A 20,384-nucleotide genomic window follows, 5' to 3' on the forward strand; every position below is an offset into this window, starting at 1 on the left:
TCACAAGCGGACGTTTATCATATAGGTTCCGCGCAACTTTCCGGCCGGGGCGCTGGAAGTACCCATCCAAGCAAAGGTATCGAATGCCGAAGGAAGAAGTCCTCGAGTTTCCGGGTGTCGTCACGGAACTGCTGCCCAACGCGATGTTCAGGGTCAAGCTCGAAAACGAACATGAAATCATCGCCCATACGGCCGGCCGCATGCGCAAGAACCGCATCCGCGTTCTGACCGGCGACAAGGTCCTGGTCGAGATGACGCCCTACGACCTGACCAAGGGCCGCATCACCTACCGCTTCAAGTAAGTTCAAGGACCCGGCCGGGATCGCGATGGGCATTTTGCAGAAGCTCGTGCTTGCCTCGGGTTCGCCACGCCGGATCGAGCTGCTGCAGCAGGCCGGCATCGAGCCGGACCGTGTGTTGCCGGCCGATGTCGACGAGACGCCGCTGCGTGCCGAGCATCCGCGCTCGCTGGCCAAGCGGTTGGCGACGCAGAAGGCCGAGAAGGCGCTGGCCTCGCTGAAGACCGAGACCGACTACGTGCCGACATTCGTGCTGGCCGCCGACACGGTGGTCGCCGTCGGGCGGCGCATCCTGCCCAAGGCCGAGACGCTCGACGACGCCGCCAACTGCCTCGGGCTTTTGTCCGGCCGTTCGCACCGCGTCTATTCCGGCATCTGCCTGATCACGCCAGGCGGCAAGCAGCGCTTGCGGCTGGTCGAAACCAGGGTGCGCTTCAAGCGGCTGCCGCGCGAGGAGATCGAGGCCTACATCGCGTCGGGAGAATGGCGCGGCAAGGCAGGCGGCTATGCCGTCCAAGGGCTTGCCGGTGCCTTCGTCGTCAAGCTTGTCGGCTCCTACACCAACGTGGTCGGCCTGCCTCTCTACGAGACGGTGGCGCTGCTCAGCGGCGAAGGCTTCAAGGTGCAGGCCAACTGGCTGTCGGGTACGCGGCTATGAGCCCGGACGACAAGGTCACGCCGTTGCGGCCCAAGCGGCCATGCCCGGAATGCGGCAAGCCATCGGCGCGCGAAACTTACCCGTTCTGCTCGACGCGCTGCAAGGACATCGACCTCAACCGCTGGCTGAAGGGGGTCTACGTCATCCCGGGCCGCGACGAGGATGAGAACGACGACCAGAAATAGCACCGTCCACCTGCGGTTTTGCACAGGCTTGGGACGGTTTCGCAGCCGCGATCGTGACCGGTGATCGGCCTTGCGGACTGCCTGTCGCTTCCCGACTGAAATCAATGTCCAGAACCTATTCCATTCCGGGTAGTATCGGACAGAACAGGTTCCGGCGTTTTGTCTGAGCATGATCTTTTCCGAAAACCGGATTCCACTTTTCGGGATCATGCTTTTTGTCTGAGCATAATCTTTTTTCCGAAAACCGGATTCCACTTTTCGGGATCATGCTTTTTGTCTGAGCATAATCTTTTTTCCGAAAACCGGATTCCACTTTTCGGGATCATGCTCTAAGCGCTGGACAGGCCGAATTCCCGTGCTATAACCCACGCGCTTTCAAGGGGTGCCGACGGCGCTTTCATGAACCCGGTGTGCAGATTGCCGCCCACTGGGGCAGGCCCAGATAGCTCAGTTGGTAGAGCAGCGGACTGAAAATCCGCGTGTCGGTGGTTCGAATCCGCCTCTGGGCACCATCCACCTCGGTCCATTCTGGACACATAGGTTACGGTTTATACCAGAGACATAGGTAACCCTTTGGCCCGAAAGGGTTTTTGGGGTGGTTCGGGCCTACATGTCTCATCATCGAAATAGCCCAGATCGTGTCCACGAAGCTGACCAGCCAGATATGGTCCTCGCCCTGTTTGGTGCCCGACGGTCTGGCCGGCGAAGACCTGGCTGAGGTTGATCTTTTTGTCCAAAAACCTCATCCGACTTTTTCGGCTGGCATCCAGAAGGCCCGCTTCTGCACTCAGCTCGACCGACAGGGAAACCTTTGCCGAAGTTGACTGTTGTAGCTCCAAGACAGAGGAGAAGGTTGAATGGCTTCCGTCCGATACATCGTTGCGGACGTCGATGAGGCGGTCGCATTCTATCGAGACTATCTCGATTTCAAGATCGAAATGCACAATCCGGGCAAGTTCGCCGCGCTGCTGCGTGACGACTTGACGCTGTATCTCAGCGCCCCAGGTGCGGGGAGCGGTGGTCAGGCGGGCGGCGATCCGAAGCCGGGCGGGTGGAACCGGTTTATGATCGTTACGAAGGGACTCGATGTGCTCATTGAGCGGTTGCGCCGGGCTGATGCAAGATTCCGCGGCGACGTCAGCGACGGCGGTGCCGGTCGCGCCATCTTGCTCGAGGATCCATCGGGCAACGTGATCGAGCTATTCGAGTTCAAGAAGGACTGAGCTTGAACAAATAGCCGGTGGTTGAGGGAATACGAATTCCCGCGATAAATGTGGATTGCCGCGCGTTTGCGAGTTGTTACGCCATAGTTCGACTCAGAACCACGCAGAGGAGCGCGAGCCCGAGCACGACCGTTGTCACGACGTTGACCCTTTCGGCTTTGGCGATTGCTGTCGCCACGTCGCTGCCCTGGTCTCCTGTTGCAGAGCCCCGGATGGTCCCGACCAGGTGGACCCACTTCCTCTCGGCGATCCGATTGGCCGATGCACCGAGAAACAGCGCCAGTATTGCCAAGCCTACGCTCAGCGTTGTCCACACGCCGCGGGCACCGGCCACGTACATCCACATGCCGGTCGCAACCGTCAGAAAGGCCAAGACGGCATAGAAGGGGCCGGTGCCGTAGCGTCGCGCGAGCGTCTGCAGGAATCCGACGCCGGACGGCCCCGCTTGAACGACGGCGGGGGCTATAACCACCACATAAAACACGGCTGCGCCGAACCAAGTCCCGAGCAAGGCAACAAGATCGGAATCAGTGGGTTGGTCGGTTCCATGATGATATCTCCTTTGTCTCACCCCAGGCCGTTGAAATGGAGTTGTCACATCGGATGAGCCTCCTCCGTCATCACTGTGACGGACAGCGATGGGAAAATGTGACAGATGGAACCGGATGAATGGCTGGCAGAGCGCTTCGAAGCTGATCGCACGCGTCTGCGGAAGGTTGCATACCGCCTGCTCGGTTCATCGACAGAGGCCGACGATGCAGTGCAAGAAGCGTGGCTGCGCCTCAGCCGCTCAGATGCCCGGAGCGTCGACAATCTTACCGCTTGGCTCACTACAGTCGTTGCGCGCGTCTGCCTCGACATGCTGCGGGCGCGCAAATCACGCGCGGAGACTCTGCAGGCGCTCTCCGAGTGGGGCGCGGATTCGGGAGACGCCGCGGACCTCGACAAGGAATTAGCGATTGCCGATTCGGTCGGCCTTGCGCTGAGTGTCGTACTCGAAAAGCTTGCTCCTGCCGAACGTGTCGCCTTCGTGCTGCACGACGTCTTTGATGTGCCCTTCGAAGAGATTGCCCCTATCGTCGGCCGCACCCCGGTCATGGCGCGGCAACTGGCAAGCCGAGCTCGTCGTCGCATACGGGGTCAGCCCACTGTTTCCGCTGCTGAATTGAACGGGCGGCGGCGGCTCGTGGATGAGTTTCTTAACGCAGTTCGTTCCGGCAACATTGATGCGATCGTGGCCCTCCTCGACCCGGACGTCGTTATCCGTGTTGATTCGTCTGCGGCTCCTGACGGAAGAGCGGTGGAAGCACATGGGTCCACAACAGTTGCGAGGGGGGCTCTTGCCTTCGCGGCACGTACGCAATTCGCGACGCCAATGCTTCTGAACGGGGCGCCAGGGATTGTTGTGGCGCCGACCGGACGTGCGCGATATGCACTGACGATAGACGCGGCAGGGGAGAAAATCCGAGCCATTGAAGTGATCGGCGATCCCGCTCGCCTGAGTCAGATCGATTTTGCCACGCTCAATTCACCAGATTAGCACAAGTCGCGACTTATGATTTGTCGCTACATCCAGCTGCCTGCCGTTGTCGATGGCGTGCGAGAATTATCTGGACCATGGCCAGCGACGCCGGTCAAATGTCGATGAAAAACGGCTTCGGCATCTCGGATCCCGCTCTGGCCACAACCTACAGACCGAGGGCGCAGCCGTCCTTGCGCGGTTCAGAACCGCCCAGCAGGGTCCCGTTTGCCCAATCGATGCGGATAGCCTGCGCACCGCCGATCGGGTCCGTGGCAGGAATGATTTCGAAACCGCGTCGGCTAAGTTCAGCTAGGGTCTCGCCAGCGAGCCCGTGTTCGGCCTGGACCTTCATCGTGCCGCTGACGGGGGCGATCCGCGGCAGATCGATCGCCTCCTGCAGATCCATCCCGAAGTCGAGCACTTTCGTCAGCAGGTGCGCGTGGCCCATTGCCTGGTAGTAGCCACCCATGACGCCGAAAGGCATTTCTGCCCGACCGCCTCTCGCAAGCATCCCGGGTATGATGGTATGCAAAGGTCGCTTGTTCGGCGCCACTGCATTAGGGTGCCTGGGGTCAAGCGAAAAGCTTTGCCCGCGATTGTGCAAGACGACACCGGAGCGTGGCGAGACAAGGCCCGAGCCAAAGCTGTCGAAGACCGAGTTGATGAAACTGACCGCATTGCGATCCTTGTCGACAACCGAAATATAGACCGTGTCGCTGTGCAGCGGCATATCGAACGCCGGCAGATCCGCGCGGGCGCGCTTTAGGTCAATCATACCTGCCAGACGATCGGCCCAGGCATTCGACAACATGTCGGCCACCGGGACCTCGGACATGTCGGGATCGGCGACGAGCAGGTCACGCGCGGCGTAAGCGAGGCGTGTTGCCTCAATTTCCAGGTGGAGCCGGTCCGCGGATTGCGGATCGCCGTGGGCTTCGAAGCGCGAGAGGATGTTTAGAATCAGCAGCGCGATCACACCCTGGCCATTCGGCGGACATTCGAACACATCGTAGCCTCGAAACGCCGCGCTGATCGGGGTCACGTACTCGCCTGTTGCCGCGGCGAAATCTTCGAGTGTGTGCAATCCGCCGAGCCCACGAAGATAGGCGACCATGTCTTCGGCCACAGGGCCAGTGTAGAAGGCCTCTCGTCCCTTCTTGGCGATCAGCCGCAGCGTTGCAGCCAACTCAGGCTGGCGATGCACTTCGCCAACGTCTGGCGCGCGGCCGTTTGGCAGGAAAATCCGTTTCGCCGTAACATCAGAGGCCAGAAGTTCTTCCTCCAACGCCCAGTCACGATGGACCCGCGGTGAAATGGCGTAGCCTTCCTCGGCGAAACGTATAGCGGGGGCCAGGATTTGATCGAAGGGCATATGCCCGTGATCAGCGTGCAATCTGGTCCAGGCATCGATCGCCCCCGGGATGGTGACGGAGCCAGGAGAATTACGGGCCACCTCCGCCATGCCACGTTCAAGGAACCAGTCAATTGTCAGGGCGGCGGGTGTCCTGCCCGATCCGTTGTAGGCGATGACCTCGCCGGATCCGTTTCGCGACAGAAGAGCGAAGCAGTCGCCTCCAATGCCGGTCGAGGCTGGCTCGACGACACATTGCACCGCGCAGGCTGCGATGGCGGCATCCATGGCGTTGCCGCCGGCCGCCATGATCTCCACCGCCGTCAGGGTCGCCGACGGATGAGAGGTGGCGGCCATGGCCTCGCGTGAAACGACAACCGAGCGCGTTGGTTTCTCAAAATTTCGCATGCTATGCCCTTCTGGTCGTGCTCAAGAGGCGGCGTCGCTCATCGTCGAGGGCCGGTGCCGCAGATGCCGCGACATCCAGTATTCGAGTGCCGCCAAGGCACGGATGATCGCGAAGTTCAACGTGAGATAAATGGCGCCCGCGCAGATGAAGACTTCAAAGGCGCGGTAGGTCTGGGAGATCAATCCCTGGGCAATTCCAGTCACCTCCATCAAGGTCACGATGGAAGCCAGAGACGTGCCCTTGATCATGAGGATGATTTCATTGCCGTAACTCGGCAGTGCCTGGCGAAAGGCCAGCGGCAGGATAACGTGCCGATAGGTCAAACAGGTGGACAGGCCGACAGACCGGGCCGCCTCGACAACGCCGCGTGGCACCGATTGAATCGCGCCGCGGAGGATTTCGCTGCCATAGGCGGTGGTGTTGAGTGTCAGCGCGATGATTGCGCACCAGTAGGGTTCGCGGAAAACGGCCCATAATCCAATTGCCGACAGTTGGTGCCGGAACTGACCAAGGCCATAATAGGTCAGAAAAATCTGCACCAGCAGGGGCGTCCCCCTGAACACGGCAACGAAGCCACGGATCGGCAGGACGACGAAGGGCGATTCCGATTGCTGGGCAAGCGCCAATGTGACGGCAAGAACGAAGCCGGCAACGATGGAAGTCAGGGCCAGTTCCATCGTAAGCGGCAGGCCGGCGAGTAGTTTCGGCAGGATTTCGAGGAAAAACCTGAAATCTATCATGCCGACCGGACGCGCCACGGCGCCTTTCGTTCCAGACGGTAAAAGGCATTGCCCGTGACGGAAGCGATAGCCAGATAGAGCAAGGCTGCAGCAATGTAGAAGATGAACGGTTCACGGGTCGAACCTGCGGCGATCTGTGCCTGGCGCATCAGTTCAACGAGGCCGATTACCGATATCAGCGACGAGTCCTTCAGAACCAATTGCCACACATTGCCGAGGCCTGGCAGCGCGTATCTCAGGAGCTGGGGAAAAATAATCTGGCGCAGCCGCTGCAGCCGGTTGAGACCAAGCGCGCAAGCGGCATCGTGCTGTCCCTGGTCGATGGCGACGTAAGCCCCTCGATAGACCTCGGCTTGATAGGCGCCCGAGATGATTGCGATAGCCAAGGTTCCAGTGGCAAAGGCCGGAACGCCAACGAATCCGGACCCGCCCAGGCTATGACCAAGCGAGGTCAGGGCGACACTACCTCCATAGTAAAGCAGATAAATGGTCAGAAGGTCGGGCACGCCCCTGAAAACCGTGCAATAGCCAAGGGCCAAGAACCTTAGCAGTTGGGAGTTGTGGAGACGCCCGGCCGCTGCCAGCCCGCCAAATACAGCGCCAAGCGCAAAGCCCAGCACAGACAGGAGCACTGTGATCGAGGCCGCCATGAGAAGAGCAGCCCCCCAACCTCCGTTCTGGAAACCAAGCAGCCGGAATGCGTCAACCATTAATACCCCCGGCAGGACGAACGGCTCAGCTCCGAAACGGGTCAGGAATGGCTGTTCGCCGGCAAGCGCCTACTTGACTGGAGTGACGTCGCTCTTGAGCCATTTAAGCGACAGGGTTTTGATCGTGCCGTCGGCGGTCGCGGCGTCGATGGCGCCGTTGAGCATGTCTTTCAGCTTGGTGTCCTCTTTGCGGATACCGGCCCCGGAGCCAAGACCGAAGAGACCCCCGACAAATCCTGGTCCTGCAAGCGTATAGTCGCTGAACTCCGGTTTGCTCAGCGTGGCAGCCAGCGCTGTCTGCTGTGCGAAGAGCGCGTCGATGCGACCCGCGGCGAGATCGAGATCGTGTTGCTCGGTGGTCTTGTATTCGCGAATCTCGGCGACGTCCGAGAAGTATTTTTTCACAAATTCGAGGTTTGCCGTCGCAGCCTGAACTCCAATGATCTTTCCCTTCAGCAATGGCTTGAGCCTGTCGATTGCCGCCTGCGCAGAGGCTTCATTGTCCAGCTTGAACCGCTCGTTGGAAATGCCGAGCTTGCCCAGTTCGCTATCCTTGGCGACCGCGAAACCTGAGGGATCCACGGCATATGGCTGGGTAAAATCGATGACCTTCAGACGTTTTTCAGTGATGAACATGCTCGCCATGATCACGTCGAACTTGCCGACGGTCAGCGCGGGGATCATGCCGTCCCAGTCCTGTGCGACGATCTTGCACTCGATCTTCATTCGCCCGCACAGATCATTGGCCAGATCGACCTCGAAGCCGTCCAGTTTGCCGTCGGCCGTTGTGAAGTTCCAAGGCGCGTAGGCTCCTTCGGTGGCAATGGTAATTGCCTTTGGCGTTTCTTGTGCGACAGCGGCCTGGACCAGGCCGAACAGGACCGACGCAATGGCTGCGATGCGGCTAATTTTCATGTCAATCTCCTCTTTTGCCGGTATGGCAGTTCCCTTCCGTCGTGCCGGATTATCTTCCGGCTTCAACGATTTAGATGGTATTCCTAGCGGCGGCCGGGACTTGCAAAGTTAGCCAGAAGCGGCGCTGTCTCGACGATATGATCCCGCATGACGATCTCTGCCTTGCCGGCATCACCTGACCGCAACACCTCGATCAGGATCTCGTGCTCGGCGCGCGCGCTGGCGGGTTTGTCGACATAGTCGAACCAGATGCGCAGGTAGGGCTCGATCACGACGTGCAGGCTGGCAATCTGCCGGACCAGCTTGGGTCTGTTGCTCAATTGGCAAATCTGCAGATGGAAGGCCTGATGGCGCACGACCCAGTCGCTGCTGCCGGTCTGGCTGGCGCGCTCCATCCGGTCGAGCTGGCGTTCCAGTTCTTCAAGCACTTCGACGTCGATGTGCGGCATGGCAAGCCTCACCGCCAACCCTTCGAGCACGGAGCGTATTTCAAAGGTTTCGTAGATCTCATCGAGGGTAAGCCCGGCGACGATGCAGCCACGGTTCGGGCGAATGACCACAAGACCTTCCGCGGCCAGTTGGCGGAATGCTTCGCGAACCGGCATGCGGCTCATGCCGATTTCCGTCGCGATCTCTTCCGGGATCAGCCGGTCCCCGGCCCGGTAACGCCCCATCCTCAGGGCCCGCTGAATGTGGCGATAAGCCTCCTCCTCGGCGGTCGTGATACCCAACGGCTCGATTGCGTCTGCTGCCAAGTCCTTGGTCCGGTCAAAGCGTATCTGTGTATCCACTTATCCAGTTGTCGAGACCTGTGTCAAGCACAGAAGCTTGCGCAGTTAGAATTTCTGTTGTGAGAATAAGCACTTGATCGGGGAAATCGGGCAAGCGCACCGTGGTCAGCTAAGCCGCTGATCGGCCGCTTTTCGCCGCCCACGCGTCGGAAACCTTCGACGCCACCGAACTTTACAAAAAGGCCCGCCGCTCCATTTGCGAAGCGGCGAGGCCCCATATTCGGGGACGATCGCCGGAGTGTTCCCCGGCATTGCTTACAGTGCAATTCAGGTGCCAGAATTGTTGACCCAAAACGGGTCACCGCACCGGAGGCGCGAGCGCGGACATTCCGCGATCACGCTACTGCCGCGCATTGCCATTCCTGCTACGTTATTTTGCGGCGGACCTGATTTTTCCGCCTGGCCGGCGCTCGATCAGGCAACTTACCCCAACGCGCCCCCCAGGGGCGCCGGCCATTTTTCACAACCTTGGAGCGCGGGTGGGCCGGCGCCGTTAGGCTCTCAGCACCTATGACAATCCGCCAGCGAGCCGCTTTGTCCAGCCTGCAACCATCAGTCCGCACGCAATTCCCACGCAGTCGGCGATCCAGTCGAACAGATCCGGGTCGCGCCCTATCAGTTGCACGGCCTGAAGTCCCTCGATCGCTGCGCCCGTGAGAACGAGCAGTACGATCAGCTTCGCCTTGCGTTCCGGCCAGCCGAGACTTCCGAGAGCCGCCAGGACGACGAAGGCGGCGGCGTGATTGAACTTGTCGTGATCAAACGTGAAAGCCAGGCCAAGACCCAGCAGGAGCTGCTCCGGCAAAAGGGCGAACAGCAGAACGCCGGCAAACGCGGCCGGAAAGGCAATCCTTGCCACGATCTGATAGGAATCCAGGCGCAACAAGGATAAAATGGCCTTTCGTCCGAAATCTGCGGGGGTAACACCACTGGCCAGAGCGAGCGCGGCGTCCAATTTCCGCCGTCAGGGCGTCCGGTGCATCGTCAGAATGAATGAATGCCTCGGGTCAGCCGCCGCACAGGCCGGGCTCGTGGCGAGTGCAACAGGCCAGCGGTAGCTTCCGCGATCACGCAATTCCCTGCCGCGCTGACCCGGCTACTATCTGGCTGCGGCGGACCTGATTTCCGCTTGGCCGGCGCTGCGTCGGGGCACCTTACCCATGCCACACGAATTCGGCGCCGGCCAGAATTCCACCGATTGCGCAAAGGGGTTAAAAGCCCGCCGCCCTGTCGGACGACGGGCTCCGTTGCCTGGGCGCCAGGGCGCCGCGGTAGCGACCGATGGTACGAATGCTCCCGCAGGTCTCCAATATGCTGCTGCCGAACGGCGTTGCGCATCGGCTAAACAAACGAAGCCCGCGCCTCTGGCGGAGGGCGCGGGCCGACCGGGTTTGCACCCGATCTGCAGCAGAAACCCGGGAGGTTCCCGCTGCTTAGGATAACAATTAGAGACTACTAATGTTCCGGTCTAGGGAAGATGCGGCTGCGCCAGAAACCTCATGGTCGGCGCGATGACGATCGAGGCGTCAGTTCGTGCGCAAGTCGATCTGGAAAATACGCTCGTCGAAATGCCGCGTTTCGACGGCAAAGGTCAAAGCCACTTCAAGGATCAGGCCGCCACGGTCGTCCCGGACCTTGACTGCAATCCTGCGGTGAGGAAGGCCATCCCTGGCCATCTCGGCCAATGTGCGAAGGGCTTCTTTCCTGACCAGCGGGAAATCGTCATATAACGTTCCCTGATCGTCGGAATAGACGATTCCGTCTTCATCGGAATCAAAGAAGCAGTGGGGCATTGCGCTTGGCCGAAGCTCGGCATCCGGGAACGTTGTCGGCAGATCGCCGCGATCTCGGCCAATCGCGATCAGTGCCTCTCCACCGTTGGCTTCGCCACCATCTCACTTGCGCTCGCGCAATGCCTTCACCGCCTGCGAGAGGATCATCCGGTCGCCGCCGGTCCTTTTGATCAGCTTGCTCACCTGGCTGGGCGAAACACCATTTTCCCGCGCGAAATATTCGACCTCGTAATACTCATCCACCGAAACACGCTTGCGGTCGCTGAAGTCTCGCTTGCTCTTGTCGTCGGCCATTTCTGTTCTCCTCGCCCCTTCTCTTCGCTTCAGGGGGTCAGCTTTGATGCACGCAGCAATTTGAGGGTTCGCTCGCCACAAGGTGACGGGCGAACCTATCGGCGCAGGAAGGGACAGGCTGCGCAGCTGCCGGGTTGGATCGGAATGGAAACAGCCAAGATCCGTGCGAGCAACCGTCGACTTTTCCATGGAATCCTCCCGGAACGTGCAGCCAGCAACGGCTACGCGCCGCCACGGTTCCGGGTCACGCGGCAAACCCACCCTTTGCGCGCAAGGATCAGACTTAGGTCCTGCGGCAACACGTCGGTTGGTCCCTGCCGGGCGGGACCGAAGCCCCGTCGACGGAACGTTTTCAGCTGCCTTACGTTCGAGTGAGCCTTGGCGCGAAGAGCGGACCGAGTTCGCAAAGGAGACGACCATGAGAATGCATTTATCCACCGCAGTGGCGGGATTTCTGCTACTGGCAGGCGTCGGAGCCGTTGCGGCGCAAGACGTCGTCATCGAGCCGGAGCAGGAAACGGTCATCAAGGAGTATGTGAAGAAGCAGCCGCTGGCCTCGGTGAAAATCCCTGGGGTGGAGCTCAATATCGGCTCAACGCTTCCCGATACCGTCGAGCTTCATGAGGTCCCCAACGTCAAATACCGCTATGTCGTCATCGACAACCGCACCGTCGTCGTCGACCCCGGCACGCGCAAGATCGTCAAGATCGTCGAGTGACGTGAAAACTCGGGCAGCCGTCACCCGCCGCTCAGAATGAGCGGCGGGTGACGTTTGCGTTAGGCGGCTCCGCGGCGTCGTCGCTCGGCAGGAACCCGCCGTACCGTGGACGGCCGGGGGGCCTCACAGGCAGTTTCAATGCGAACAATCAGCAGACTTTTCGATTCCCATGACCAGGCAGCGCGTGCCGTCGAAACGCTTCAGGCAGCAGGAATTGCGCGCCACCAGATCAGCGTCATCGGACCCTACGATGATGAAATCGGCGTCGTCTTGCGCGGTCCAGGCAGCGGTTCCGCCCTTGGCGCAGCGGCGGGTTTGTTGGCCGGCCTCGGCGCCTTTGATATCCCAGGCATCGATCCCGTCGGCGCGGGATGGCTGGCATCGGCCCTCGTCGGCGCAGCCTTGGGCTGCGTTGCCGGCAGGCTTTTCGACACATCGTCCGCTAGCGGCAAGCAGCCAGGCCGGCGGGATGCCGAACAGGGTGTGATCCTGGTGCTGGCGCATGTCGATGAAAGACAGGCCGACGCCGCACAGGCGGTGCTTGGAGCTTCCGTTCAGGCGATGCAGTCTTTGGCCAGGGCGGCCTGAAGATTCAACTCCTGCAAAGCGCTTGACCAGACCGCACAGCGGGGCGATCAAGGCACGCACCCAAAAATCTCTGGCAAGCCGCCGCGAGAAAGTGTTGAACACCGTGCCAATCACATTCGGCGAGCGGTTGCGCTCGGCGAGGCTTGATGATTTGCTGTCGGTTTGCGGAGAACGAATGATGCATGAGCCTGTCGGTCAAGACGAATATGGGTCGACCAGCCCGTTCGATCCGGACGATCTGTCGAGGTTGAACGCAATCGGCCCGAGCGCCGGCAGCAACGATTTCGAAAAATACGCAGTCGCCGTGATCATCGTGTTCGGCGCCCTGATCATCGGCGGCCTGATGGCTGCCGGCTTGAGCTTCGGGCGCCGCAGCACCTTCTTTTTCGCGCTTGGCGGCGCCACCGCGGCATGGATCTCCGGCAATGCGCTTCTGCTCGACCGGCCGCGCCTCTACGCGCTGTTCGTCGGCATCGCGGCGCTGATGCTGATTGCGTCGACGATCGCGTTGGTCACCTGAAGCAAGGCGCAATCTTCTTGTTGACCATGATCTTATCCGAAACCGGTTCCCACTTTTTGCCGCGCTGACCTTCGGTTCGGGATCATCGTCTAATACCCGATGGCCTCGCCGGCTGCGGCGCGGCTGTCGATGGCGCCGTTGTAGCGGGCGCCGCCACCCTTCTCGATTTCCGCCAGGCTCTTGCCGCCGACAAGGATGCCGGCCGCCTGGCCCCAGGTCGTGTCGGCAAGATCGAGGCGGTAGCCCATGCCGGTAAGCAGCTTTTCAGTATCCGGCGACAGGCCGAAGGGTTCGATATAGACCGTGTCGGGCAGCCATTGGTGGTGGATGCGCGGCGCGTCGATCGCCTCCTGGATATTCATGCCGTGATCGATGACGTTAACGATCGCCTCCAGCGTGATGGTGATGATGCGTGAACCGCCGGGGCTGCCGATGACCATGAACGGCTTGCCGTCTTTGGCGAGGATGGTCGGGCTCATCGACGACAGCGGCGTCTTTTTCGGCGCGATCGCATTCGCCTCGCCCTGGACCAGGCCATAGAGATTGGGGACGCCGGGTTTCTGGGTGAAGTCGTCCATCTCGTTGTTGAGCAGGAAGCCGGTGCCAGCGGCGACAACGCCGGCGCCGAAAGAGCCGTTCAGCGTGTAGGTCACCGCGACGGCGTTGCCGTCATTGTCGATGATCGAATAGTGCGTCGTCTCGCTGCTTTCGCCAAAGCCCTTCGGCATCAGTTCCTGCGACACCCCGGCCCGGAACGGATCGATCTTTTCGCGGATTTCCCTGGCGTAATTCTTGTCGAGCAGTTTTGCGACCGGATTGTCCACGAAGCCGGGATCGCCGAGCGCCGAATTGCGGTCGACATAGGCGTGGCGCATCGCCTCGACCATGACGTGAACCGTCTCGGCCGAACCGGCACCTAGATAGGACAGCGGGTAGAACTCAAGCACGTTGAGGATCTCGCAGATGATGACGCCGCCGGAGCTTGGCGGCGGCGAGGAAATGATCTCGTAGCCGCGATAATTGCAGGTCACCGGCTGGAGCTCGCGCACGGCATAATTTTCGAAATCCGCCTTGGCCAGAATGCCGCCCTTCTCGCCGCTCGCCTTGACGATGGCGTCGGCGATCGCACCTTTGTAGAAGGCATCCACGCCGCGTTCCGAAATCGCGGCAAGCGAGGCCGCGAGATCGGCCTGGATGAGGCGCTCGCCGACGGCATAGGGCTTGCCGTCCGGCTTGAGGAAAATGGCGGCCGCCGCTGGGTCCCTGGCCAGCCGCTCGGCGCCGCCCAGGAGCGAGGCCACATCGCCCTGCTCCAGCACGAAACCGTCCTTGGCATAGCGGATAGCCGGCGCCAGCAAATCCTGCCGCGTCAGCGTGCCGTATTTCTCCCGCGCCATCTCGAAGCCGGCCACCGAACCGGGCACGCCGACCGCCAGATAGCCGTCGAGACTGGCGCCCTTTACCGGCTTGCCGTCCTTGTCGAGATACATGGTTTTGGTCGCGGCGAGCGGCGCGCGCTCGCGGAAATCGAGGAAGGTCGAACGGCCGTCCTTGAAGCGGATGGTCATGAAGCCGCCGCCGCCGATGTTGCCGGCGGTCGGGTAGACGACAGCCAGAGCGTAGCCGACAGCGACCGCTGCATCGACCGCGTTGCCGCCCTTCTTCAGCACCTCGACGCCGACTTGCGACGCCAGATGCTGGGCGGTCACCACCATGCCGTGCTCGCCCTTCGCCGGCTGCGGCGAGGCGGCAAAGGCGAGGAACGGCACGAAGGTCAGGGTGAGGGAAAGGGTGACGGCGATTAGGGTTCGGCGGGTGTTGTGCATGGCCGTTCTCCGAGGCGTGGGTAGGCCTAGGAAACGCGCTTGGAGAGGTTGAGTCTACTGACATTAATGGGAAGATATGGCGAGGCTTGCGCCTTTATCGACACCTGGGGTTCCTCGCCCCCATTCATGGCGGAAAGGAACCCAAGCTGAAATGAAGCCACGATCCAACGCTGACAAGCAATTTTGTTCTTGCTTTGTGCCGGCAGCTATGCTACTAATCCAACTATGGTGCTGAATCGCACCGCGACCCGCCTCAGGCGGGTTTTTCTTTTTCGACCCGTTCCTTCAAACAATCCCGCCGCCGACGCTCGCCACCGCCGGCCGTTCCGCTGCAACCTTCGCCCGGTAGCCGGCGGCGCGGTAGGCGGCGACCGGATCGATGGCGCCGCCTGTCTTCAGCCGTGCCGTGGCAAGTATCGGCTCGACATCGGTGCGATAGGCTATCTTCAGCGTCTGCGTCGCCATCAGCGCGTCGTTGGTATCCTGGAAGCCTTCGAGCGCCCTGCGGTCGACCAGCAGCGCCTGCGCATAGGCGCGCTGCACTTCTATCGCCGACAGCATCAGGCTTTCGATCGGATCGGTGACGTTGTGGCTCTGGTCGAGCATGTGGGCCGGATCGAAGCCTTCGGCGCCTGAAAGCTCGGCATCGACCAGTTCGTTGAAGACCAGAAAGAGGCGGTAGGGATCGATCGAGCCGGCGTCGAGGTCGTCGTCGCCATATTTCGAATCGTTGAAGTGGAAGCCTCCGAGTTTTTTGAACTGGATCAGCCGCGACACGATCATCTCGATATTGACGTTGGGGGCGTGATGGCCGAGGTCGACCAGGCAGAACGCCTTGTCGCCAAGCTCTTTGGCGATGATGTAGTTGGTGCCCCAATCCTGCACGACGGTCGAATAGAAGGCCGGCTCGTACATCTTGTGCTCGGTGAACAGCTTCCAGTCGTCCGGCAGCCCGGCATAGATCTCCTTCATCGCGTCGAGATAGCGCTCGAATGCCTTGGCGAAGTTGACCTGGCCGGGGAAGTTCGAGCCGTCGCCGATCCACACCGTCAGCGCTTTCGAGCCCAGCGTCCTGCCGATCTCGATGCATTCGAGGTTGTGCTCGACCGCCTGCCGGCGTGTTGCTGCATCGGCATGCGACAGCGAGCCGAATTTATAGGAAAGCCTCTGGTCGCTGGCGTCGGAGAAGGTGTTGGAGTTGATGGCGTCGAAGCCGAGACCGAAGCGGGATGCCGCCTGCTTCAGCCGGTTCGGATCGGCCTTGTCCCAGGGAATATGCAGCGAGACGGTCGGCGTCGCCTGCGTCAGTTGCCGGATGACGGCGCAGTCCTCGATCTTATCGAAAATGTCGCGCGGCTCGCCGGCGCCGGGAAAACGGGCAAAGCGGGTGCCGCCGGTGCCGACGCCCCAGGACGGGATCGCCACGGCGAATTTCTCGACCTTGTCTCTGACAGCGTCGATGGCGATGCCGCGGCGGTCGAGACGCTCGCCGAGAGAGTCGTAATCGCGCTTGAGGTCGGCGTTGCGCGCGGCATTATGCTTGTCGACGAGGTCGACGGAGATGATGGTTTCGGACATGGTTCCTCCCAAATGCGTTCGGTTGGCGCTGCCCCTTACCCGCCTGCCGGCACCTTCTCCCCGGGGAGAAGGGTAACGCTCCGGCCTCGGCGCCAACCCCTCAAAGACGGTCGCTTATCGCGTAAAACTCTGCGCGTTGCCGGCGTCGACGTTGATGATGTTGCCGGTCGATTTTGCCGACATGTCGGAGGCGAAGAAATAGATCGCCTCGGCGATGTCCTCTGGGAATACCGAGCGCTTCAGCATCGAACGCGAGCGGTAATGCTCCTCGAGATCGTCGGTCGACATCTTGTAGGCGGCGGCGCGCTGTTCCTTCCACTCGCCACTCCAGATCTTCGAGCCGCGCAGCACGGCGTCGGGATTGACGACATTGACCCTGATCTGTGCTTCCGCGCCTTCCAGCGCCAGACAGCGTGCCAGATGGATCTCGGCGGCCTTGGCCGTGCAATAGGCGGCGGCGTTGGGCGATGCGGCAAGCCCGTTCTTGGAAGCGACGAAGACGACGTTACCGCCGATCTTCTGCGCCCGGAACAGCCGGAACGCTTCGCGCGAAACGAGGAAGTAGCCGGTCGACAAGATGTCCATGTTCTTATTCCACAGCGCCAGCGTGGTGTCCTCGATCGGCGCCGAGGAAGCCAGGCCGGCATTCGACACGAGGATATCGATGCCGCCGAATTCGACCGCCGTCTCGGCAAAACCGGCGATCACCTGATCCTCGGACGTGACGTTGATGGCGACGGGCCGCACGAAATCCTTGCCATAGGCATTGGCAAGCTCGTCATTGGCGCTGGCAAGGGCTGCTTCGTCGATGTCGGCCAGCACGACGCAGGCGCCTTCGCGCAGCAGCCGGTTGGCGGTGGCCCGGCCGATGCCGCCGGCGCCGCCGGTGACGAGCGCGATCTGGCCGGCAAGAGCCTTTGGTTTCGGCAGGCGCTGCAGCTTTGCCTCTTCGAGCAGCCAGTATTCGATGTCGAAGGCTTCCTGGTCGGGCAGGCCGACATAGGCCGACACCGTCGAAGCGCCGCGCATGACGTTGATGGCGTTGACGTAGAATTCGCCTGAAATGCGCGCCGTCGCCTTGTCGCCGGCGAAGGTGAACATGCCGACGCCGGGCACCAGATAGACGACGGCGTTGGGATCGCGCGCCGGCGGCGAATCCGGGTGCTTGCAGCGGTCATAATAAGCCTGATAGCCGACGCGATACTCCGCCACGTCATCGGCAAGACGGGCAATGACGGCATCGACGTCGGGATTTTGAGGGTCGAACTCGATGACCATCGGCCGGATCTTGGTGCGCAGGAAATGGTCCGGGCAGGACGTGCCGAGTGCCGCCAGCGGCCGCAAATCCCTGGAATTGACGAATTCGAGCACGGCAGGGGAATCATCGAAATGGCCGAGCTTGTGGCTGTTCTGGGAGATCAGGCCGCGGATCCTCGGCATCAGTTTTGCGGCCACGGCGCGACGCGCCGGCGCATCGAGGGATTTGACGACTTCGCCGCCGAAGATCGGCTTGCCCTGGCTCTTGCGCTCGAACCAGTCGATTGCCTGATTGATCACCGAGATCGTCGTCTCGTAGCATTCCTTCGGCGTGTCGCCCCAGCTGAACAGACCATGGCTGGCCAGCACGACGCCCTTGGCGTCGGGGTTCTCGAGGCAGAATTTCTCCAGCCACAGGCCGAGTTCGAAGCCCGGACGTTTCCATGGCAGCCAGCCGATCGTGTCGCCGAAGATCTCCTTGGTCAGCGCCTGCGAATCCTTGGCAGCGGCAATGGCGATGATGGCGTCGGGATGCATATGATCGACATAAGGCTTCGGCACGAAGGCATGCAGCGGCGTGTCGATCGAGGCCGCGCGTGGATTGAGATTGAAGGTGCAGTGAGGCAGATAGCCGACCATCTCGTCTTCATGTTCGAGGCCGCGATAAAGACCTTTCAGCGCACGCAGTTTGTCCATGTAGAGCGTGGCGAAGCCGTCTGTCTTAATCGAGGCGCTGTCGCCGCCCGAGCCCTTGACCCACAGCACTTCCACGCTCTCGCCGGTGAGCGGATCGTTTTGCCAGATCTTGGAGGAGGTGTTGCCGCCGCCATAATTGGTGACGCGCTTGTCGGAGCCAAGGACGTTCGAGCGATAGACCAGACGTTCCGGTTCGCTCATTGCTTGCGCTTTTGCGTTATCCCAAAGATTGGCGAGGCGCGTGCCGGAGCGCTTGTCGAGCATAGGTATCCTCCCTTTGGGACACGCAAACGGCGCCGGTCCCTTTTGTACGAATTTCTACGCAAGCGGCTGTCTTGTCAATCACAAACGATCAATATCAGTCATATTGCATTGCACAATGAAATTATCTGATCGGAAATGATTGACACTGCGCGCTTTGGGTGCCTAGATGCTCAAGCAGGGAGGAACCATGCACGAGAAAGAGCGCCACAGGATCATTTTGTCCGCCGTCCAGGAAAAACCTGTGGTGACGGTGCAGGAGATGGTCGACCTGACGGAGTCGTCCGAGGCGACGATTCGGCGCGACATCGCGGCATTGCACGTGCAAAAACGCCTGCGCCGGGTGCGCGGCGGTGCAGAGGCGCTTTCGCCGCCGCAGTTCATCGGCCTTGCCGGCCGGCCCTTTTCCGTCAACGAGACCATCAACGCTGCGCAGAAACGGGCAATCGCGCGGGAAGCCGTGGAACTCTGCAAGGATGGCGAGCCGATCATCATCAATGGCGGCACCACCACCTTCCAGATGGTGCATTTCCTGACCGGCCGGCGCATGCCGATCTTCACCAATTCCTTTCCGATCGCCGAGCACCTGCTCAGACATTCCAAGAACACGGTAATGCTGTCGGGCGGCACGATCTACCGCGAGCAGAACATCATCCTGTCGCCCTTTGACAATGACGTGACACGCAATTTTTACGCGCGCCGCATGTTCATGGGCGCGCAGGGACTGGGACCACTCGGTCTGATGGAAGGCGACCCGCTGCTGATCCAGGCCGAGCAGAAGCTGATCGACCAGGCAGACGAGTTGGTGGTGCTGGTCGATTCCTCGAAGTTCCGCAAACGCTCGAGCCTGATCCTGTGCGGCCTGTCGCGCATCGCCACGGTGATCACCGACGACGGCATCGAGGATCGCGAAGCCAAGATGCTGGAGACCGCCGGCGTGACGCTGATCATCGCCCGCACAACGGTAGGCAATAAGGAAGAATCTTCGCTGCAGGCCTGAGACAACTCACGCCCGCAGCGGCGATGGAATGCAACGCTCAAGGGAGGATATTCGATGAGCTTCTTTAGGAAATTGATGGTTACGGCGGCGTTCTCCGCCGCCATGTTCGTGAATGCCGCCTATGCCGAGAACGTCAAGATCGCGCTGGTGGTGAAGTCGCTCGGCAACGGCTTCTTCGACGCCGCCAACAAAGGCGCCGAAGAGGCGGCCAAGGAACTAGGCGATGTCGACATCATCTACACCGGCCCGACCAAGGCGACCGCCGAAGCGCAGATCGAAGTGGTCAATTCGCTGATCGCACAGAAGGTCAACGCCATCGCCATTTCGGCGAACGACGCCGACGCGCTGGTGCCGGTGCTCAAGAAGGCGATGGAGCGCGGCATCACCGTCATCTCGTGGGATTCGGGCGTCGCGCCGGAAGGACGCCAGCTTCACCTCAACCCCTCCGACACCAACCTGATCGGCGAGACCATCATCAAGCTTGCCGCCGACTACCTGCCTGAAGGCGGCGACGTCGCCCTCCTGTCGGCTTCGTCGACGGCGACCAACCAGAATGCCTGGATCGACGCGGCCAAGAAGGTGCTGCCGGAGAAGTTCCCCAAGATCAAGCTCGTCGCCACCGTCTATGGCGACGACGACTCGGCCAAGAGCACGGATGAAGCCAAGGGTCTTTTGAAGTCCTATCCGAACCTCAAGGCGATCATCGCACCGACCACGGTCGGCGTCGTTGCCGCCGCGCAGGTGGTTACCGACGAAGGCCTGATCGGCAAAGTCAACGTCACCGGCCTGGCGCTGCCGTCGGAGTTCAAGAAGTTCATCGACAATGGCGCCAGCCAAGCGGTTGCGCTGTGGAACCCGATCGATCTCGGCTACTCCGCCGTCTACCTCGCCCACGACCTGGCGGTGAAGAAGGAAGAAGCCAAGCCCGGTGCTACGCTCTCGATCGGCCGCGTCGGCAAGGTCACGCTCGACGATACCAACTCGGCTGCTATGGCTCCGCCCTTCCAGTTCGACAAGTCGAACATCGAAAAGTTCTCCAAGATCTATTGA

Annotated in this window: 22 protein-coding genes and 1 tRNA gene; 11 read left to right on the forward strand and 12 right to left on the reverse strand. The window is 61.0% G+C overall.

Features of this window, described 5'->3' with window-relative positions; genetic code table 11:
* The first annotated feature begins 83 nt into the window (after positions 1-83).
* The 5 genes from infA to NKH17_RS01680 all read left to right on the forward strand — a co-directional run bounded on the left by infA (position 84) and on the right by NKH17_RS01680 (position 2,365).
* On the forward strand, positions 84-302 hold the full coding sequence (gene infA / locus NKH17_RS01660; RefSeq protein ID WP_006200926.1) for a translation initiation factor IF-1: 219 nt from the start codon (positions 84-86) through the stop codon (positions 300-302).
* Between the two features lie 25 nt (positions 303-327).
* Positions 328-957 (forward strand): Maf-like protein, encoded by a 630-nt coding sequence (locus NKH17_RS01665; protein WP_352475886.1) that lies wholly within the window; start codon positions 328-330, stop codon positions 955-957.
* Positions 954-1,142, forward strand: a complete 189-nt coding sequence (gene yacG / locus NKH17_RS01670; protein ID WP_352475887.1) for a DNA gyrase inhibitor YacG — start codon at positions 954-956, stop codon at positions 1,140-1,142. Before NKH17_RS01665 ends, yacG begins: the two co-directional genes overlap by 4 nt.
* A 436-nt stretch (positions 1,143-1,578) precedes the next feature.
* Positions 1,579-1,654, forward strand: a tRNA-Phe gene (locus tag NKH17_RS01675).
* Positions 1,655-1,999: 345 nt separating this feature from the next.
* Positions 2,000-2,365, forward strand: coding sequence for a VOC family protein (locus tag NKH17_RS01680; RefSeq protein WP_352475888.1), 366 nt, complete (start codon positions 2,000-2,002; stop codon positions 2,363-2,365).
* Between the two features lie 76 nt (positions 2,366-2,441).
* On the opposite strand, the gene NKH17_RS01685 is transcribed toward NKH17_RS01680, so the two are convergent.
* Positions 2,442-2,849 carry a hypothetical protein gene (locus tag NKH17_RS01685; RefSeq protein ID WP_352902577.1) on the reverse strand — a complete coding sequence of 136 codons (408 nt, stop codon included), beginning with the start codon at positions 2,847-2,849 and terminating at the stop codon, positions 2,442-2,444.
* A gap of 171 nt (positions 2,850-3,020) precedes the next feature.
* On the opposite strand from NKH17_RS01685, the gene NKH17_RS01690 reads away from it, so the two are divergent.
* On the forward strand, positions 3,021-3,905 hold the full coding sequence (locus tag NKH17_RS01690) for a sigma-70 family RNA polymerase sigma factor (RefSeq protein WP_352902581.1): 885 nt from the start codon (positions 3,021-3,023) through the stop codon (positions 3,903-3,905).
* A gap of 148 nt (positions 3,906-4,053) precedes the next feature.
* Here the strand turns inward: NKH17_RS01690 and ggt (NKH17_RS01695) are convergent, their stop codons facing one another.
* The 8 genes from ggt (NKH17_RS01695) to NKH17_RS01730 all read right to left on the reverse strand — a co-directional run bounded on the left by ggt (NKH17_RS01695) (position 4,054) and on the right by NKH17_RS01730 (position 10,890).
* Complete coding sequence (gene ggt, locus NKH17_RS01695; protein ID WP_352902584.1) at positions 4,054-5,646, reverse strand: gamma-glutamyltransferase; 1,593 nt, start codon at positions 5,644-5,646, stop codon at positions 4,054-4,056.
* 21 nt (positions 5,647-5,667) lie between these two features.
* Positions 5,668-6,387: an ABC transporter permease gene (locus NKH17_RS01700; RefSeq protein ID WP_352902591.1), complete on the reverse strand. Its 720-nt coding sequence runs from the start codon at positions 6,385-6,387 to the stop codon at positions 5,668-5,670.
* On the reverse strand, positions 6,384-7,097 hold the full coding sequence (locus tag NKH17_RS01705) for an ABC transporter permease (protein ID WP_352506218.1): 714 nt from the start codon (positions 7,095-7,097) through the stop codon (positions 6,384-6,386). Before NKH17_RS01705 ends, NKH17_RS01700 begins: the two co-directional genes overlap by 4 nt.
* A gap of 69 nt (positions 7,098-7,166) precedes the next feature.
* Positions 7,167-8,012, reverse strand: a complete 846-nt coding sequence (locus NKH17_RS01710; RefSeq protein WP_254820023.1) for a transporter substrate-binding domain-containing protein — start codon at positions 8,010-8,012, stop codon at positions 7,167-7,169.
* 83 nt (positions 8,013-8,095) lie between these two features.
* The gene (locus NKH17_RS01715) at positions 8,096-8,767 is read right to left on the reverse strand and encodes a GntR family transcriptional regulator (RefSeq protein WP_292663966.1); all 672 of its coding nucleotides are present in this window, start codon (positions 8,765-8,767) and stop codon (positions 8,096-8,098) included.
* Between the two features lie 544 nt (positions 8,768-9,311).
* Positions 9,312-9,758 (reverse strand): VanZ family protein, encoded by a 447-nt coding sequence (locus tag NKH17_RS01720; protein ID WP_352902587.1) that lies wholly within the window; start codon positions 9,756-9,758, stop codon positions 9,312-9,314.
* A gap of 571 nt (positions 9,759-10,329) precedes the next feature.
* Entirely contained in the window at positions 10,330-10,596 is a 267-nt protein-coding gene (locus tag NKH17_RS33390; RefSeq protein ID WP_502894180.1) for a DUF6894 family protein, read from the reverse strand.
* A 102-nt stretch (positions 10,597-10,698) separates the two neighbouring features.
* Positions 10,699-10,890, reverse strand: a complete 192-nt coding sequence (locus NKH17_RS01730; RefSeq protein WP_254820019.1) for a DUF3606 domain-containing protein — start codon at positions 10,888-10,890, stop codon at positions 10,699-10,701.
* A 418-nt stretch (positions 10,891-11,308) separates the two neighbouring features.
* On the opposite strand from NKH17_RS01730, the gene NKH17_RS01735 reads away from it, so the two are divergent.
* The 3 genes from NKH17_RS01735 to NKH17_RS01745 all read left to right on the forward strand — a co-directional run bounded on the left by NKH17_RS01735 (position 11,309) and on the right by NKH17_RS01745 (position 12,716).
* The gene (locus NKH17_RS01735) at positions 11,309-11,608 is read left to right on the forward strand and encodes a DUF1236 domain-containing protein (protein ID WP_352475896.1); all 300 of its coding nucleotides are present in this window, start codon (positions 11,309-11,311) and stop codon (positions 11,606-11,608) included.
* A gap of 138 nt (positions 11,609-11,746) precedes the next feature.
* Positions 11,747-12,196: a hypothetical protein gene (locus NKH17_RS01740; RefSeq protein ID WP_352475897.1), complete on the forward strand. Its 450-nt coding sequence runs from the start codon at positions 11,747-11,749 to the stop codon at positions 12,194-12,196.
* A 175-nt stretch (positions 12,197-12,371) separates the two neighbouring features.
* Positions 12,372-12,716, forward strand: a complete 345-nt coding sequence (locus tag NKH17_RS01745) for a hypothetical protein (protein WP_352475898.1) — start codon at positions 12,372-12,374, stop codon at positions 12,714-12,716.
* 89 nt (positions 12,717-12,805) lie between these two features.
* Here NKH17_RS01745 and ggt (NKH17_RS01750) read toward each other — a convergent pair whose 3' ends face one another.
* The 3 genes from ggt (NKH17_RS01750) to NKH17_RS01760 form a co-directional block, all read right to left on the reverse strand.
* The gene (ggt, locus tag NKH17_RS01750) at positions 12,806-14,542 is read right to left on the reverse strand and encodes a gamma-glutamyltransferase (RefSeq protein ID WP_352475899.1); all 1,737 of its coding nucleotides are present in this window, start codon (positions 14,540-14,542) and stop codon (positions 12,806-12,808) included.
* Between the two features lie 285 nt (positions 14,543-14,827).
* Positions 14,828-16,120, reverse strand: coding sequence for an L-rhamnose catabolism isomerase (rhaI, locus tag NKH17_RS01755; protein WP_352475900.1), 1,293 nt, complete (start codon positions 16,118-16,120; stop codon positions 14,828-14,830).
* 114 nt (positions 16,121-16,234) lie between these two features.
* A complete protein-coding gene (locus tag NKH17_RS01760) occupies positions 16,235-18,337 on the reverse strand; it encodes a bifunctional rhamnulose-1-phosphate aldolase/short-chain dehydrogenase (RefSeq protein WP_352898458.1) in 2,103 nt (700 codons plus the stop codon).
* A gap of 187 nt (positions 18,338-18,524) precedes the next feature.
* On the opposite strand from NKH17_RS01760, the gene NKH17_RS01765 reads away from it, so the two are divergent.
* Together NKH17_RS01765 and rhaS are read left to right on the forward strand one after the other, a co-directional pair.
* Positions 18,525-19,334, forward strand: a complete 810-nt coding sequence (locus NKH17_RS01765; protein WP_352898460.1) for a DeoR/GlpR family DNA-binding transcription regulator — start codon at positions 18,525-18,527, stop codon at positions 19,332-19,334.
* A gap of 54 nt (positions 19,335-19,388) precedes the next feature.
* Complete coding sequence (rhaS, locus tag NKH17_RS01770; RefSeq protein WP_352898462.1) at positions 19,389-20,384, forward strand: rhamnose ABC transporter substrate-binding protein; 996 nt, start codon at positions 19,389-19,391, stop codon at positions 20,382-20,384.

The organism is Mesorhizobium sp. M1334 (assembly GCF_040317995.1).
In the GTDB taxonomy this organism is placed as follows: Bacteria; Pseudomonadota; Alphaproteobacteria; order Rhizobiales; family Rhizobiaceae; genus Mesorhizobium.

Excerpts from the sequence above, each read along its gene's own strand:
- infA (WP_006200926.1), top strand. The coding sequence starts at position 84 with ATGCCGAAGGAAGAAGTCCTCGAGTTTCCGGGTGTCGTCACGGAACTG.
- NKH17_RS01665 (WP_352475886.1), top strand. The coding sequence starts at position 328 with ATGGGCATTTTGCAGAAGCTCGTGCTTGCCTCGGGTTCGCCACGCCGG.
- yacG (WP_352475887.1), top strand. The coding sequence starts at position 954 with ATGAGCCCGGACGACAAGGTCACGCCGTTGCGGCCCAAGCGGCCATGC.
- NKH17_RS01680 (WP_352475888.1), top strand. The coding sequence starts at position 2,000 with ATGGCTTCCGTCCGATACATCGTTGCGGACGTCGATGAGGCGGTCGCA.
- NKH17_RS01690 (WP_352902581.1), top strand. The coding sequence starts at position 3,021 with ATGGAACCGGATGAATGGCTGGCAGAGCGCTTCGAAGCTGATCGCACG.
- ggt (WP_352902584.1), bottom strand. The coding sequence starts at position 5,646 with ATGCGAAATTTTGAGAAACCAACGCGCTCGGTTGTCGTTTCACGCGAG.
- NKH17_RS01700 (WP_352902591.1), bottom strand. The coding sequence starts at position 6,387 with ATGATAGATTTCAGGTTTTTCCTCGAAATCCTGCCGAAACTACTCGCC.
- NKH17_RS01705 (WP_352506218.1), bottom strand. The coding sequence starts at position 7,097 with ATGGTTGACGCATTCCGGCTGCTTGGTTTCCAGAACGGAGGTTGGGGG.
- NKH17_RS01710 (WP_254820023.1), bottom strand. The coding sequence starts at position 8,012 with ATGAAAATTAGCCGCATCGCAGCCATTGCGTCGGTCCTGTTCGGCCTG.
- NKH17_RS33390 (WP_502894180.1), bottom strand. The coding sequence starts at position 10,596 with ATGCCCCACTGCTTCTTTGATTCCGATGAAGACGGAATCGTCTATTCC.
- NKH17_RS01730 (WP_254820019.1), bottom strand. The coding sequence starts at position 10,890 with ATGGCCGACGACAAGAGCAAGCGAGACTTCAGCGACCGCAAGCGTGTT.
- NKH17_RS01735 (WP_352475896.1), top strand. The coding sequence starts at position 11,309 with ATGAGAATGCATTTATCCACCGCAGTGGCGGGATTTCTGCTACTGGCA.
- NKH17_RS01740 (WP_352475897.1), top strand. The coding sequence starts at position 11,747 with ATGCGAACAATCAGCAGACTTTTCGATTCCCATGACCAGGCAGCGCGT.
- NKH17_RS01745 (WP_352475898.1), top strand. The coding sequence starts at position 12,372 with ATGATGCATGAGCCTGTCGGTCAAGACGAATATGGGTCGACCAGCCCG.
- ggt (WP_352475899.1), bottom strand. The coding sequence starts at position 14,542 with ATGCACAACACCCGCCGAACCCTAATCGCCGTCACCCTTTCCCTCACC.
- rhaI (WP_352475900.1), bottom strand. The coding sequence starts at position 16,120 with ATGTCCGAAACCATCATCTCCGTCGACCTCGTCGACAAGCATAATGCC.
- NKH17_RS01760 (WP_352898458.1), bottom strand. The coding sequence starts at position 18,337 with ATGCTCGACAAGCGCTCCGGCACGCGCCTCGCCAATCTTTGGGATAAC.
- NKH17_RS01765 (WP_352898460.1), top strand. The coding sequence starts at position 18,525 with ATGCACGAGAAAGAGCGCCACAGGATCATTTTGTCCGCCGTCCAGGAA.
- rhaS (WP_352898462.1), top strand. The coding sequence starts at position 19,389 with ATGAGCTTCTTTAGGAAATTGATGGTTACGGCGGCGTTCTCCGCCGCC.